Origin of the sequence: Aquirufa antheringensis, assembly GCF_023921165.1 — a bacterium.
Taxonomy (GTDB): domain Bacteria; phylum Bacteroidota; class Bacteroidia; order Cytophagales; family Spirosomataceae; genus Aquirufa; species Aquirufa antheringensis.
The window spans coordinates 1,908,384-1,924,436 of sequence record NZ_CP049835.1 but is presented as its reverse complement, the minus strand read 5'-3'; the positions used below and the strand labels follow the sequence as shown (position 1 = coordinate 1,924,436).

General features: G+C 43.2%; 12 protein-coding genes. 6 read left to right on the top strand and 6 right to left on the bottom strand.

Annotated elements, in window-relative coordinates; genetic code table 11:
- From G9X63_RS08670 to G9X63_RS08655, 4 genes are read left to right on the top strand one after another with little or no spacing between them, the layout of a single operon-like run.
- Positions 1–351 carry a diacylglycerol kinase family protein gene (locus G9X63_RS08670; protein ID WP_252622528.1) on the top strand — a complete coding sequence of 117 codons (351 nt, stop codon included), beginning with the start codon at positions 1–3 and terminating at the stop codon, positions 349–351.
- A gap of 12 nt (positions 352–363) precedes the next feature.
- Entirely contained in the window at positions 364–1,029 is a 666-nt protein-coding gene (locus G9X63_RS08665; protein ID WP_130896225.1) for a DUF4290 domain-containing protein, read from the top strand.
- A 6-nt stretch (positions 1,030–1,035) separates the two neighbouring features.
- The gene (murA, locus tag G9X63_RS08660) at positions 1,036–2,343 is read left to right on the top strand and encodes a UDP-N-acetylglucosamine 1-carboxyvinyltransferase (RefSeq protein ID WP_130923522.1); all 1,308 of its coding nucleotides are present in this window, start codon (positions 1,036–1,038) and stop codon (positions 2,341–2,343) included.
- Complete coding sequence (locus G9X63_RS08655; protein ID WP_252622526.1) at positions 2,343–3,701, top strand: MATE family efflux transporter; 1,359 nt, start codon at positions 2,343–2,345, stop codon at positions 3,699–3,701. The genes murA and G9X63_RS08655 overlap by 1 nt, the downstream gene beginning before the upstream one ends.
- Positions 3,702–3,874: 173 nt before the next feature.
- Here the strand turns inward: G9X63_RS08655 and lpdA are convergent, their stop codons facing one another.
- The 4 genes from lpdA to G9X63_RS08635 all read right to left on the bottom strand — a co-directional run bounded on the left by lpdA (position 3,875) and on the right by G9X63_RS08635 (position 10,733).
- The gene (gene lpdA, locus G9X63_RS08650; RefSeq protein WP_252622524.1) at positions 3,875–5,281 is read right to left on the bottom strand and encodes a dihydrolipoyl dehydrogenase; all 1,407 of its coding nucleotides are present in this window, start codon (positions 5,279–5,281) and stop codon (positions 3,875–3,877) included.
- Positions 5,282–5,327: 46 nt separating this feature from the next.
- Positions 5,328–6,848 carry a 2-oxoglutarate dehydrogenase complex dihydrolipoyllysine-residue succinyltransferase gene (gene odhB / locus G9X63_RS08645; RefSeq protein ID WP_252622522.1) on the bottom strand — a complete coding sequence of 507 codons (1,521 nt, stop codon included), beginning with the start codon at positions 6,846–6,848 and terminating at the stop codon, positions 5,328–5,330.
- 10 nt (positions 6,849–6,858) lie between these two features.
- On the bottom strand, positions 6,859–9,588 hold the full coding sequence (locus G9X63_RS08640) for a 2-oxoglutarate dehydrogenase E1 component (RefSeq protein WP_252622520.1): 2,730 nt from the start codon (positions 9,586–9,588) through the stop codon (positions 6,859–6,861).
- Between the two features lie 251 nt (positions 9,589–9,839).
- Positions 9,840–10,733 (bottom strand): type IX secretion system membrane protein PorP/SprF, encoded by an 894-nt coding sequence (locus G9X63_RS08635; RefSeq protein WP_276532675.1) that lies wholly within the window; start codon positions 10,731–10,733, stop codon positions 9,840–9,842.
- 87 nt (positions 10,734–10,820) lie between these two features.
- On the opposite strand from G9X63_RS08635, the gene htpG reads away from it, so the two are divergent.
- A complete protein-coding gene (gene htpG / locus G9X63_RS08630) occupies positions 10,821–12,638 on the top strand; it encodes a molecular chaperone HtpG (protein WP_130923528.1) in 1,818 nt (605 codons plus the stop codon).
- A 52-nt stretch (positions 12,639–12,690) separates the two neighbouring features.
- Here htpG and G9X63_RS08625 read toward each other — a convergent pair whose 3' ends face one another.
- Positions 12,691–13,041 carry a T9SS type A sorting domain-containing protein gene (locus G9X63_RS08625; protein WP_252622516.1) on the bottom strand — a complete coding sequence of 117 codons (351 nt, stop codon included), beginning with the start codon at positions 13,039–13,041 and terminating at the stop codon, positions 12,691–12,693.
- A gap of 51 nt (positions 13,042–13,092) precedes the next feature.
- Entirely contained in the window at positions 13,093–14,628 is a 1,536-nt protein-coding gene (locus tag G9X63_RS08620; RefSeq protein ID WP_252622514.1) for an OstA-like protein, read from the bottom strand.
- Between the two features lie 56 nt (positions 14,629–14,684).
- On the opposite strand from G9X63_RS08620, the gene tilS reads away from it, so the two are divergent.
- Positions 14,685–16,025 carry a tRNA lysidine(34) synthetase TilS gene (gene tilS / locus G9X63_RS08615; protein WP_252622512.1) on the top strand — a complete coding sequence of 447 codons (1,341 nt, stop codon included), beginning with the start codon at positions 14,685–14,687 and terminating at the stop codon, positions 16,023–16,025.
- Positions 16,026–16,053 lie beyond the last annotated feature (28 nt).

The following is a 16,053-nucleotide window of genomic DNA, read 5'->3' as shown; positions in this document are numbered from 1 at the left end:
ATGTTTGGTTTGAAGCACGCTATGAATGGACTAGTGGAACTCATCAAGAATGAACGCAACGCGCGTTTTCATTTGGTGAGCACGGCTGTCGTGATTTATGTGGGCTGGAAGGTAGGCTTTGAGGCGTCGGAATGGCTATGGATTTCCTTAGCGGTGGCGGGCGTTTGGGTGGCAGAATTGTTGAATACCTCATTAGAGCGTATCACCGATTTAGTTTCACCACAGCAGAGTGAATTAGCGAAGAAGGCCAAAGATTATGCCGCTGGAGCGGTTCTTGTGATGGCTATTTGGGCGGTCATCGTCTTTTTACTCGTCGCTGTTCCACGTATTATACTGAGTTTAATGCTTTAAGAGCACAGAAATATGAAAGAATACGGATCAAGTGTTCAAAAATTAGTGAATTATATTTTGACCATTGCGGATGAAGAGCAACGGACAAAATACGCATTTTTGATGGTAGAGGTGATGAAACAAATTCACCCGAATATGAAGGACAATACCCAAGACTACACGAAGAAATTATGGGATGATTTGTACATCATGTCGAATTTCGAATTGAATGTTCAAGGCCCCTTCCCTTCTCCATCTCCAGAATCACTAGGTAAAGCACCGCGTAAAGTGGCTTACAACCAGCACAACTTGCGCTTCAAGCATTATGGCCGCAACGTCGAATTATTAATTCTTCGTGCCATCGCTGAAGAAAAAGTAGAAGACAAGAAGATTTTAGTGGCGTACATCGCCCGCCTAATGAAAGGTTTTTATGTAACCTGGAACAAGGAATCGGTGGACGATGCGGTGATTTGGCAAAACATCAAAGAGATGTCAGAAAACCTGTTAGGCACTATCGTGGACGAGCTTTCGCAAGAGGGATTAGGTCACGCTAAGGTGGCAAATAACGCAAGAAACGCCTATAATGCTCCCGAATACCCGAACAGCAACAACAATAACCGGAACAATAACTACCGGAAAAATAACTTCAGAAGCAACAATAACAACAACCGAAATAACAATTTCCGTAAAAATAAGTAATCATTTATGGCATCATTTAAAGTAACCGGTGGCCGCCGTTTAAAAGGAGAAATTACTCCTCAAGGAGCAAAAAACGAAGCATTACAGATCTTGTGTGCCGTGGTTTTAACAGCAGAGCCTGTAACCATCCACAATATCCCGAACATTCGCGACGTCAATCAATTAATTGATTTATTAGGCGATATGGGCGTGAGCATGCGTCGTTTATCGGAATCGAGCATTGAATTTGATGCCTCTCAAGTGAATATTGATTACTTAGATTCAGATACCTACAAGAAGAAAGCGGCTGCGCTTCGTGGCTCGGTAATGCTTTTAGGACCTACGTTGGCTCGCTTCAAAAAAGGACGTATTCCTTCCCCAGGTGGAGACAAAATCGGCCGTAGAAGATTAGATACCCACTTCTTTGGCTTCATGAAATTAGGCGCTAAGTTTAACTATAGCCCAGAAGATGGCGGAATCTACGAAGTGGATGCGTCACAATTGCAAGGTGCGTATATGTTATTAGACGAAGCGTCAGTAACGGGTACAGCGAATATTTTGATGGCTGCCGTTTTAGCCAAAGGAAAAACAACCATCTACAACGCCGCTTGCGAACCTTATTTGCAACAATTGAGCAAAATGTTGAACCGCATGGGAGCGAAAATCTCTGGTATCGGTTCGAACATGTTGATCATCGAAGGTGTAGATGTATTACACGGAACAGAGCACACGATGCTTCCAGATATGATCGAGATCGGTTCATTCATCGGCTTAGCGGTGATGACACAATCCGAAATCACGATCAAAAACTGCCAAATTCCTGAATTAGGCATCATTCCTGAAGTTTTCAAAAAACTAGGGATCAAAATGGAATTCCGTGGCGATGATATTTTCATCCCCTCTCAAGAGCATTACGAATTAGAAAACTTCATCGACGGGTCGATGTTAACGATATCTGACCACCCGTGGCCAGGTTTCACACCCGACTTATTGTCAATCATTTTAGTGACAGCGATTCAGGCCAAAGGAACGGTCTTAATCCACCAAAAAATGTTCGAATCCCGTCTATTCTTCGTAGACCGTTTGATCGAAATGGGTGCCCAAATCATCCTTTGCGATCCACACCGTGCTACGGTTGTCGGATTCGACCGCAAGCAAACATTAAAAGGAATCCGCATGTCGTCACCAGACATCCGTGCGGGTGTTTCCCTTTTAATCGCAGCGATGTCAGCGAACGGAACTTCGATCATCGATAACATCGAACAAATCGATCGTGGTTACCAAAACATTGATACACGCCTAAATGCCATCGGCGCAGAAATCGTACGTATCTAATGTCCCTTTTTCCTAAAATCAAACAGACCGTCCAATTGGCCTTACCTATCGTGGTAGGCGAATTGGGCGTGATGCTAATGGGCCTTGCGGATACGATTCAAGTAGGCCAAATGTCCACCGGTGCCGCCGAAAGCCTCGGTGCATCCGGCATGGCGCAGTCCATATTTTTTACTATTGCCATCATTGGGATCATTTGCATACAAATTGTATCACCCATGATCTCGAAAGCGGTAGCTGAGGGTGACAAAACGGAATGTGGGAATCTATTGCGGGCAAACCTGCGGGTAGCTACTTTTTTAGGCTTAATCACCATCCTAATCACCTACATCGTTAGTCTAAACTACGATTTATTTGGGCAGACAGAGGCTAACAAAGCATTGACCCTACCCTTCTTAAGTTTAATTTCGGTATCCGTTTTACCTATATTCTGGTTCATCGCTTTGAAAAGCTTTATGGATGGATTGCAACGGACTACCGTGGGTATGACAATTACCATCATCGCATTGGCTTTAAATGTATTTGGTAACCATATTTTGATCAATGGATTATGGGGTTTTCCAGCCTTGGGGTTATTCGGATCTGGCATTTCCACCTTACTGTCCCGTTTATTCATGGCGGGAACATTAGCTATTTATGTATTTACAAGAGAAGAATTCAAACCTTACCTGCGTAAAGGTCATGTACATGTGGTCAAGAATGTCTTAGAAAAAAATATACTTCGCATCGGAATTCCATCGGGAATGCAAGGTTTCTTTGAGATTGCAACCTTTGGTATGGCAGTAGTCATGATGGGCTGGATTTCAGTTACGGCTCAAGCAGCGCATATCGTCGCCATTAACATGGCTTCGATTACCTATATGATGGCTACAGGGATCGCTGTGGCGGGTGGAATTAATGTAGGAACAGCCATTGGCGAACGAAACCGCGCAGGAATCATCGAGTCTGGGAAAGCAGCGTTAATCCTTTCCTTATTATTCATGGGTGCTTGTGCCTTGTTGTTTTTCTTCGGCCGCGAATACCTGGTCCGGGGTTATACACAAGAATTACCAGTGATTGCGATTGCAGTTACGTTGGTCGTTTGGGGTGCTATATTCCAACTTTTTGATGGAATTCAGGCCGTTTCACTCGGCTTATTACGTGGACTACAAGATTATAAAATCCCTACAGCCATTACCGTTATCTCCTATTGGGGAGTCGGAATTCCACTTTGTTATTATTTCGGTATTTATGAAAAAGTAGGTGCCGTAGGCATCTGGGTGGGATTAACAGCTAGTTTAGTTTGTTCCTCTGCCCTGCTATCATGGCGCTTTTATGCGAGGGCGAAGCGAGTGAAGTTTGAGGAACTGGAGGTAGATTAGAGATTATAGAGTAGAAAGTATAGAGTATAGAGCATAGAGAAGAGAATATTGATTCTTGGTTCGAAATATAACGTTATACCACATCAAAAAAGGGAGCAATTGCTCCCTTTTTTGATGACTGTAACGGTAGAACCCATCTATACTCTCTACTCTATAATCTCTAATCTAACCCACTACGAATGAATCGACCTCTTCGCCGTAGCCGCTAAACAAGCCTCTTTCATCGCCTCCGTATACGTCGGATGCGCGTGAGACATGCGAGCTACATCTTCAGCTGAAGCACGGTATTCCATCGCAACGACTGCTTCCGCAATCATATCGGCTGCACGAGCTCCGATGATATGAACACCTAGAATCTCGTCTGTTGTTGCATCAGCTAATACTTTACACACGCCATCCACATCTCCTGATGCAATCGCACGACCTAAGGCCTTGAATGGGAATGAACCCTCTTTGTAAGCGATGCCAGCTGCTTTTAATTCTTGTTCTGTCTTTCCCACAGCAGCCACTTCTGGCCAAGTATAAACAACACCTGGAATTAAATTGTAGTTAATGTGTGGTTTTTGACCCGCAATGACTTCCGCTACAAAGGTTCCTTCTTCCTCCGCTTTGTGCGCTAACATCGCACCACGAACTACATCACCAATCGCATAAATGCCTGGAACCGAAGTTTGAAGCGTGTGCTCATCTACGGCAACACGACCGCGCTCATCTGCTGTTAAACCAGCTGCAGCTAAGTTTAAACCATCAGTATAAGGACGACGACCGATACAAACTAGGCAATAGTCACCTTTGATTTCGACTTCTTTTCCAGCGGAATCTTGTGCTTTCACTGTCACTTCTTTGCCTTTAACAGCTGCGGAAGTCACTTTGTGAGATAGGTAGAATTCGGCGCCCATTTTGGCAATCGACTTCTGTAATTCTTTTCCCATCGTCTTGTCCATCGTAGGAATCATGCTATCCGCAAATTCAATGAATGAAACTTTGGAACCTAAACGGGCATAAACTGATCCTAATTCAGCACCAATTACTCCCGCACCGATCACGATTAAGTGTTTCGGAACTTCTTTCATCTTTAAGGCCTCTGTCGAAGTGATGATACGCTCTTTATCCACCGGAATAAAAGGCAAGATCGTCGGCTTAGAACCTGTCGCGATGATAATGTTTTTAGCTGAGATCACTTCGGAAGAACCATCTTCTTTGGTCACTTTCACCGTTTTAGCGGAATCAAATGAACCCAAACCATGGAAAGTGGTGATCTTATTTTTCTTCATCAAATACGAGATACCTGCATTCAAATTCGAAACCACACCCGCTTTACGCTTGATCATTTGGCCCATATTCACCTTCGGCTTCGCGATATCGATTCCATGCTCTTCGAAGCTATGAACGGCATTGTAATAATGCTCAGACGAGTCCAAAAGCGCTTTAGAAGGAATACATCCCACATTTAAACAAGTTCCACCCATCACGGCGTATTTCTCAATGATGGCTACTTTGAAACCTAATTGAGCCGAACGGATCGCCGAAACGTATCCACCAGGGCCAGAACCAATAACTACTACATCAAAATCTTGCATATAGGCGATTGAAAGCGAATAGGCCCGCTAAGGCCTATCCAATTGATTAAATATCTAATAATAAACGAGCTGGATCCTCTAAAAGTTGCTTTAAGCGAACTAAGAAGCTAACCGACTCACGACCATCGATAATACGGTGATCATATGAAAGTGCTAAGTACATGATAGGACGGATGACGATTTGGCCATCAACTACTACAGGACGCTCTACGATATTGTGCATACCTAGGATCGCCACTTGTGGTGCGTTGATAATCGGAGTCGATAACATCGAACCAAATACTCCCCCATTCGTAATGGTGAACGTACCGCCACTCATTTCCTCTAAGCTCAATTTGTTTTCACGTGCCTTACCAGCTAAACGAACCACTTCTGATTCAATTCCAGCTAGAGACAAGTTTTCCGCTGAACGAATCACAGGAACTACTAAGCCTTTCGGCGCAGATACCGCAATGGAAATATCGCAATAGTCGTGGAATACGATTTCGTCTCCATCGATTTTTGCATTCACAGATGGGTACTCTTTTAAAGCTACACAAACTGCTTTGGTGAAGAACGACATGAAGCCTAAGCCTACACCGTGTTTCTCCTTGAATTTATCTTTGTATTTACCGCGAAGATCCATCACAGGCTTCATATCGACTTCGTTAAACGTCGTCAACATCGCTGTTTCATTCTTCACTGCCACTAAACGACGAGCCACTGTCTTACGCAATGAGCTCATTTTTTCGCGACGTGTACGATCTGATGTCGCTGCTGCCGGAGCAGAAGCGGCTGGAGCCGATGCCGAAGCTGGTTTAACTGCAGCAACCGCATCCTCTTTCGTGATGCGACCACCTACGCCTGAACCTGCTACCGAAGCAGCGGAGATTCCTTTTTCATCTAATATTTTTGCTGCTGCTGGAGATGGGTGACCCGCTGCATATGTCGCATCCCCAGAAGAAGCTGGAGCTGCTGGAGCAGATGGAGCTGCTGCTGGGGCAGGAGCTGCCACAGCTACAGAACCACCTACAGTGATTCTTGCCAAAATTCCTCCAATCGGAACTACCGTTCCTGATTCAGCCACAATTTCTAATACACCCGCTGATTCAGCTGGCAATTCGAACGTCGCTTTATCTGATTCCAATTCGCAAAGTACTTCGTCTAAAGAAACGCTATCCCCTGTTTTCTTATTCCAAACAGAAACCGTCACTTCCGTGATCGACTCCCCTACCGCAGGAACTTTTACTTCTAAAACAGACGTAGGACCCGCCGCTGGAGCTGGTGCTGGTGCTGCTGCAGGCACAGCTGCCGCAGGTGCCGCATCTGCCACTTTCACTGAAGCGCTTGCTCCACCTGCCTCAATCGTACAGATGATTGCGCCGATCGGAAGAACATCGCCTTCTTTCGCCACAATATGCAACACACCTTCCGCCTCTGCAGGCAATTCAAAGGTCGCTTTGTCCGATTCTAATTCGCACAAAACCTCGTCTAATTTCACGTGATCGCCTTCCTTCTTGTTCCAAGTAGCAACGGTCACTTCCGTAATCGACTCGCCCACAGCGGGCACTTTCATTTCTATAGCCATAATAATTCTATTATTCGAATGCTTTGTTAATTAGGTTTGCTTGCTCTACGCCATGAACTTTCAAGAACCCAGTCGCTGGAGAAGCGGATTTTTTACGCGCGACTAAACCTTTGAATTTAGACCAGCCAAATTCGCGGATCACATACGACCAGTAGCCCATGTTTTCCGGTTCTTCTTGCACGAAGAATACATCTGCGCCTTTGTATTTCGCTAATTCTGCGTCTACTTGCTTCGTAGGGAATGGGTGTAATTGTTCCAAACGTACAATCGCCACATCCTTGCGCTTATCTTTTTCTTGGCGATCCAATAGATCGAAGTATACTTTACCAGAGCAAAGTAATACCTTCTTCACTTTGGCCTTATCTGCATAGCTATCACCGATCACCTCTTGGAATTTACCCTTCGTAAACTCTTCGATAGGCGAAACCACTTTCGGGTGACGGAAGATAGACTTAGGCGACATCACGACTAATGGCTTGCGGAAATCCCAAGTCAATTGACGACGTAAAGCGTGGAAAATATTCGCTGGCGTCGTTAAGTTCGCCACGATCATGTTGTTTTCCGCAGCTAACTGCAAGAAACGCTCTGGACGTGCATTCGAGTGCTCTGGACCTTGTCCCTCATAACCGTGCGGCAATAACATCACTAAACCATTCTGAGTACCCCACTTCGATTCGTGAGATGAAACGAATTGGTCAATCATCGTTTGAGCGCCATTTGCGAAGTCACCAAACTGTGCTTCCCAAATAACTAAGGCGTCTGGATTCGCTAAGGCATAACCAAATTCGAAACCTAATACGCCGTACTCAGAAAGTAAAGAGTTATAAATCTGCGCTTGCTCTTGACCCTCTTTAATGTGGTTTAACGAATTGTAGTTCTCATTCGTGTTCGCATCGTGTAATACGACGTGACGGTGAGAGAACGTACCACGTTGCACATCTTGACCTGATAAACGAACAGGCTTTCCTTCTAATAAAAGAGAACCGTAGGCTAATAATTCAGCCGTAGCCCAGTTTAATTGGCCTTTTTCGAAATATCCTTTGCGATCTGCGATTACTTTTTCGATTTGCTTTAAGGCAGTAAAACCTTTTGGCAAAGAAGTCAAGGCTTTCGCTACTGAATCAATCACCTCTTTCGAGATCGCCGTTTTAGGAGACGAATCGAAATCCGTTTCGTTCGAGAAACGAAGCGCTGACCAGCGGTTATCTAATTTCAAAGGAACATACGGTGGGCTTACTTTTTGCTTCACCATATCTAAACGAGCCTGTAATTCAGCTTTGAAAGCGGAATCCATTTCTTCGGCTAATTTAGCCTCGATCTCGCCGTTCTTGATTAATTGTTGTGTGTAAACCTCGCGTGGGTTTGGGTGATTCGTGATGTTCGCATACAACGTAGGCTGCGTAAAACGAGGCTCATCTGATTCGTTGTGGCCATTACGACGGTAACAAACCATATCCACAAATACATCGCGGTTAAATTCTTGACGGTATTCTGCCGCCATACGAGACACAAATACCACTGCTTCTGGATCATCTCCATTCACGTGGAATACAGGCGCATCGATGATTTTAGCCACATCCGTGCAATAAATCGCCGAACGAGCATCTTCAAAGTCTGTCGTAAAACCTACCTGGTTATTGATCACAAAGTGGATGGTTCCACCCGTTCCGTAACCCTTTAATTTCGCCATCTGAGTTACCTCATATACGATACCTTGACCGGCTACCGCCGCATCTCCGTGAATTAAAATAGGTAATACTTTATCGTAATCTCCGTTATAATGCGCATCTGCACTTGCACGGCAGAAACCTTCTACTAAGGGATTCACCGCTTCTAAGTGTGATGGATTAGGAGCTAATTTCAACGAAATCTCGCTTCCTTTAGGTGAAATATGCTTGCTTGAATAACCTAAGTGGTATTTTACATCACCATCCCCGTGAATTTCATTAGGAACATTTCCTTCGAAACCATCAAAGATTGCTTCGTATGATTTATGCATGATGTTTGCCAAAACGTTCAAACGACCTCTGTGCGCCATCCCGATCATCGCCTCCTTCACACCCGCATCAGCTGCTACATTGATAATCGCATCTAAACCGGCGATAGTGGATTCTCCACCTTCTAAGCCGAAACGCTTTTGGCCTAAATATTTTGTACCTAAGAAGTTCTCAAAAACAACGGCCTCGTTCATCTTCTGAAGAATGTGCTTTTTCTCCTCAAACGTAGGCTTGAATGAAAGTGCTTCCTTCTCGATTTTATTACGTAACCACTCTTTTTGCTGTACGTCGCGGATATACGAATATTCGAAACCCACTGAACCTGCATAGATTTTATGTAAAGCTGCTTGAATCGTGCGCAAAGTCACTGCACCTAAACCCATGAAAGATCCCGCTTGGAAAACGGTATCTAAATCCGCATCAGACAAAGAATAATCCGCCAAATCTAAACGTGGCTTACGATCCTTGCGCTCACGCACCGGGTTAGTTTTAGATAATAAGTGGCCTCTTGAACGGAATGCCTTAATCAAGGAGATAACCGCCATTTCTTTCTGAACGTGGCTTGAATCAGCTGAAATAGCGCCCGCAGGTGCTCCCTCGCCTAACCAGGTTTGAGAAAAGTCGAAACCTTTGAAGAAATCTCTCCAAGAGCTATCTACTGAATTGGGATCTTGTTTATACGCCTCATACAAGTCAGCTATGACTTGCGTGTCGGCATTGGCTACGTAGGAAAATGGATCCATAAGTTAATTTTCTAGGCTTTAGGCCAAAGAAATGTTTCAATGTTTTGGTTTAGTACAATCTTAACAATCTATAAATGCTAAAATCTACGCAATTTACTATTTGCTCCGCAAAATACCCCTACTTATTCTTGGGTTTTTTAGCTATAAGTGCACAAATTTCTGAGGAATTTTATCCATTATAAAAGCACCCTAAAATTTCTTTAATAATTTCAATTTTTTCCTCTAAAATCACCAATAATTAGCCTATTCTTTTAAGGTCTAAATTGACCTAATTTCCCCAACCCAAAATCGAGGTCATAACGGAGGAAAATTTGATGAAAACCAGACGCTTCACTCGAAGTAGTCGAACCAAGTGTAGACACATTCTTACCTAGAAAATCATACGAATAACCTACTCTAAAATTCAAACCTAGCGGCACCTCCAGCGAACCTAAAAATGCTGGATCACCAAACTCCGAACCCGTCTGCTGGTACCACAACCCAATACCAAGTTTTTCTTGGTACCAAAAAACAGCATTTAAATCCACTTTCGTCTGCAGATCCTTTCTTAAAACGGTTCCCACTTTTAGTGTATGCAAATCACCCACGGGGAAATAATAGGACGCTTGCAAATATAAAGGCGCATCTCCCAATCCATCAAATCGATTAGTAGGCTTCGAAATTCCCACCATCAAGGCTTCTTTTCGATAGGTCGCCCCTATCCCAATGCTTCCTAACAATTCACTCGAACCCGATTTGCCTAAAATGGGATATTGATTCACCCCTAGATTGACACCATAACTCAACTGATTCCCTCTCCCCCAATGTTCATGCTTCGAGACGACCACCGCTAAACCTAGATTAGAGGAAATCATACCTGAGGGAGTTGCATAGGATTGATCCGTATTATATCCCAAAAAGCCCAAGCCCCAGCTCCCCTTTTGCAAAGGCAGATCAATGCTCATTAACTGTTGTGAAGACGAGGCGCCGCCTATCGTCTGAAAAAGAGGCTTTTTGCGAAAAATCCCTTTGGCAGAAAAAATCTTCTGCGCTCCTGCATCCGCAGGATTAATGGCTAAGGGGAGAAATGGATAGGCCATTCGCAAAGATTCCTGCTGGGCGTTTACAGCGAATGAAAGAAATATAAGTAAGGCAAGTTTCCTCATAAAAACTGACAATGTGACACCTCCAGCCGACTTGGAATTAAAATTGCAAAAGGATGCCCAAATGTAGGATTATTAATTTTAAAAAATATGAAAGAAACAGGTAACATCTCCATTCACACCGAGAACATTTTTCCCATCATCAAGAAATTTCTCTATTCGGATCACGAGATTTTCCTTCGTGAGCTAGTTTCAAACGCCGTAGATGCGTCCCAAAAAATCAAGCGATTAAGTTCCATTGGTGAATTTAACGGCGAATTAGGGGAACTAAAGGTGAAAGTTAGTTTTGACAAAGACAAAAAGACCATCACGATTTCTGACAACGGTATCGGTATGACCGCAGAAGAAATCAAGAAATACATTAACCAAATCGCCTTCTCTGGAGCTACGGAATTCGTAGAGAAATACAAGGACCAAGGAGATGACAAAGGTATTATCGGACATTTTGGTCTAGGTTTCTATTCTGCCTTTATGGTGGCGAAAGAGGTCGAGATCATCTCAAAATCGTACCAAGAAGGTTCTGAGGCCGCTTCTTGGAAGTGCGATGGTTCTACCGAATACACGATTGGATCAGCCAAAAAGAAGACGCGCGGTACAGATATCATCTTGCATATTGCAGAAGATTCAGAAGAGTTTTTAGAGGAGTTTAAATTAAAGTCGATCTTGGAGAAATACGGCAAGTTCTTGCCGATTGAGATTGAGTTTGGCGATAAGGTAATTAATAACCCGAACCCGATTTGGACTAAATCTCCGTCTGATTTAACAGACGAGGATTACTTGAAATTCTACGAGGAATTATATCCATTCCAAGAGAAGCCTTTGTTCTGGATTCACTTAAATGTGGACTATCCGTTTAATTTAACGGGTATTTTATATTTCCCAAAAGTGAAAAACGAGATGCAGTTGCAACGCGAAAAAATCTCCCTTTACAGTCGCCAAGTATTCATTACCGATGAAGTGAAAGACATCGTTCCGGAATTCTTGATGTTATTGCACGGGGTCATCGACTCACCAGATATTCCATTGAACGTTTCTCGCTCGTTCTTGCAAGCAGATTCGAACGTAAAGAAAATCAATTCGTACATCACGAAGAAAGTAGCTGATAAATTAGCAGAATTATTCAAATCGGATCGTCCTGCTTTCGAAGAGAAGTTCGCGAATATCGGCTTATTCATCAAGTACGGAATGATCTCAGATGAGAAATTCTTAGAAAAAGCGAAAGATTTTTGTTTAGTTCAAGATACGAACAACAAATATTTCACGTTAGACGAATACAGTGAAGAGGTGCAAGCTGCCCAAACAGACAAGGACGGAAACAAGGTGTACTTGTATACCACCGACGTAGAGCAACAAGATGCCTTTATTCAATCCGCCCAAAACAAAGGTTACTCAGTCATTAAATTGGATACCTTGATCGACAGCCACTTCATTAATACGATGGAGTCTAAATTAGAAAAGACGCAATGGAAGCGTGTAGATGCTGATGCAGTCGACAAATTAATTGATACGGGGATTACTTTGGAAGCGATTTTATCTGATGCTCAAAAAGAGAGCGTAAAGAAAGTCTTCGAAGAAACCCTAAATGACAAACAAAAAGTAGTGGCCGTAGAGGCGATGTCACCCGATGAATTACCTGCCATCGTCACTCAAAACGAGTTTATGCGCAGAATGAGTGATATGTCGAAGACCGGCGGTGGCGGTATGGGCATGTTTGGAGCGATGCCAAACACCTATAACATAACCATCAATGCAAACCACCCGTTGATTAGTAAACTAGCTGATTTGAAAGACGAGAGCGAACAAAAAGCGCTAGCGAAACAAATCTCTGACCTAGCTTTATTATCGCAAAATCTATTAACGGGGGCTGATTTGACAGCCTTCATTAAGAGAACGGTGGGAGGTTTTTAAGAAATCTCCTTAAGACAAATAAAAAGAGCCGCTAATTATGCGGCTCTTTTTATTATTGCTTACGCACCATCAACTTCTTTGTGGCGACAGGTTTACCATCTACGAGCAGCTGGTACATATACAGTCCACTATTCAATTCACGCAAGGATATTTTAGCGCTGCGATCCTCTTTATCCAGTTCGACTTCCTTTACCACTAATCCTAACACATTATAAATCGCTATTTTGACATCTTGGTTATTACCCGAAAATTGGTAATCGACCAAAGCATAATCGGCAGCCGGATTAGGATATAAATGGGAAACGAAAATACGATCTGCCTGAAATAAATAGGGGTCATTTTTGAATCCTAGCAGAGCTACTAGGACTAAAATTAAAGTGATATGTCGCAATACTATTTTCATTCTCAAATCGTTGAGACGAAATTAGTACATTTTCAGATGGCTCTGTCCTTTTTAAGGTTTTTTAACAAGGACTTGGTATTCCACCCGTTTCAGAATGGTTTGGAGGGATGGCTTTTCGGAGATTCTCCAGCGGAATCCATCTAATTCTTGCAGGTCACCTTTCCATTCTTTGGGAGGCACGAACTTAGCCTCTGGCTTCGTGATAAAGGCAATCTTCTTCACCTTATTATCTTCAAAAAACAAGTTCATTCGACTGCATTCCACTCGATTCAATCCAGTGGTTACTTTCTTATCATCGATGACATAATAGATACTTTCCCCATTCCCCTCTACATTCACCCGGTTCAGCTTAGAATCCTCTTTGAAATGAACCAACACTTTCCTTCCCTTAATCTGGTTGTAGTGGTTTGCTGAATCAATCGAAATCACGAAGGATTTACCACGCAAACGCATTTCCTTTAGCTTTTGATTCCCCATAAACAAGGAAATGGAGTCAGCTTGAGATTGAGAATCTTGGGTCCAGAGAATCGGTTTTTGGTAGAAATGAATGATTGAATCCTGCACATCATAACCTAGCGAATCGCATCGACCAGAGAGATCAGACTTATAAATGAGGACATTTTTGTAGGCAAATAACTTCCGAATCGAATCCTTTTTAATATTAACAGAGACCAAGGTATCCGCTGTCAAATACAGCGTATCCTTCTCCATAATGTTCTGCATCCACGCGTGGCCATAAACCCGAGTGATACCCGTTTTACCCGCATAACGGCCATTATCCCCTTTCAAGATTACTTTTTCTTTTTGGCTAACGAATTCAACCTTCCCTTTTGCCACCCCAATTTGGGTAGGAGAATCGTAAAATAAGGTATCTGCTGTCAGAATATATTCGTCGGTTTTTGCCGTCGAACGACCCGTAAAATTCGACACCTTCGTGATCGTATTGTAGAAACCGCGACTGGTAATGACGGTATCTTTTTTCGTCACAATTTCCGTGGGTGCAATGAAAAAGGCTTCCTTGGAGAGCGTGTTGTATTTCAGTGAATCTGCTTTTACGGAGCCTCCTTCTTTATCGATGACGCGAACCTTCTCTTTAAATAAAAAATTCTTAGTCGTGGTATTGTAAAAGCCTTCGCGACTCGTCAGGGTAGATTTTTTATCGATGATCTTAGCTCCTGAATGATAGATGGCCATTTTGGAGTTTAAATCATAGTCTAATTTGGGTGTATTCAAGATAATCGTATGATCATCTAATTTCACCCGGCCGCTGATATAGGCCTGGCGCATATTCCCGATGTACAATGCCGTATCACCTGTAATAGTTACCGTATCGGCTTGAATGATGCGCACATGGCCGTAAGCTTCCACGTTATTCGTGGTAGAGTTCAAAACGGCCTGATCACAGGAAAGCGTAGTCGTTCCTTGTTGCAATAATACGCGACCTACCAGGGTTTTGCGCATGATTAAATCCTGTTGCATTCCATTCAAACTGTCCGCTCGAATGACTTGCAAAAGTTGCCCTTGCGCTTGTGTTAAAAACGACAAACTCAGAAGAAATACCAGGAAAATCCAACCTTTGTAACGCATCTTGAAATTGAATCGCTAATTTCGTAGCTCCATTGAACACGCAATTTACCAATTTTATGCTGGAAGATTTTATCCATTTTGTCCAAAAAGAGAATTTATTCCAACCCGACCAGAAAATTCTAGTCGCCGTGAGTGGCGGAATTGATTCTGTTGTATTGAGTAAACTGTTTTCTTTGGCCAAATATAAATTTGGAATCGCCCACGTCAACTTCAGCCTTCGCGGTGAAGAATCGCTTGCGGACGAGGTTTTCGTGAAGAAATTCGCCAAAACCCTCAAAGTCCCCTACCACACCATCTGCTTCGACACAAACGCATACGCCACACAAGAAAAGATCTCCACCCAAATGGCCGCTCGCATTTTGCGCTACCAATGGTTTGAAGAAATCCGTGTAAAAGAAGGTTATGATTTTATTGCGACCGGTCACCACCAATTAGACAGCGCGGAAACGATGCTCATTAATCTAGTTCGAGGCACTGGAATCGCCGGTTTTCATGGTATTCCCATTAAATCAGGAAATTTAATCCGTCCCTTATCATTTGCCAGCCAAGACGCTATTTTCGACTTTGTAGTCGGTCACAAATTGGCTTGGCGTGAAGATTCTTCGAATGAATCGACCAAATACCAACGCAATTTCATTCGCCACGAAATAATGCCCAAGTTCCAAGAACTGAACGCCCATTTCGAGCAAACCCTCGCAGCCACTAGTTCAAAAATCAAAGGGATAGAAGCCTGGATGCAAGAAGAATTGCAAGCTTTTATCAGCGAAAACAGCTCTACTGATGCAGCTGGGAATGTAACGGTCAAAATACCTTCATTAACCCCCAAAAGCACCGTTTTACTCACTGAACTATTACTCAGCTACCACTTCAATTCGACCTCCATCGAAGCCATTTTACAGTCGGATAAAGTGGGTGCCATTTTTGAATCTCCTAGCCATAGTTTGAATATCGATCGCGGCCAATGGATCATATCACAGAAAAGTCAAGCGGATTATAAACCCATCGTCATCTCCGAAGAAGATGAAGTCATTCAACTGGGAAATCAAGAATTACATATTTTCATCGAAGAAAGAACGGCTGACTGGAAAGCGATCACGGATCCGAATGTGGCTTGTCTTGATGCAGACACACTTGATTTTCCTCTTGAAATACGAAAAGCACAAGATGGGGATTGGTTTTGTCCACTAGGAATGAACCAGAAGAAGCTTATCTCGGACTTCCTAACGGATAAGAAAGTGCCCTTGGCGATCAAAAAGAATACTCAAATCCTTTTAAGCAAAGGTTCTGTTGCCTGGATCCTAGGACAACGAATTGATAATCGGAATAAGGTGACGGATAAGACGGAGTTGGTGGCTGTTTTTGAATTGAAAAGCGGAGCTTTAAAGATTATAGAGTAGAGAGCAAAGAGTAGAGAGAAAAAACATC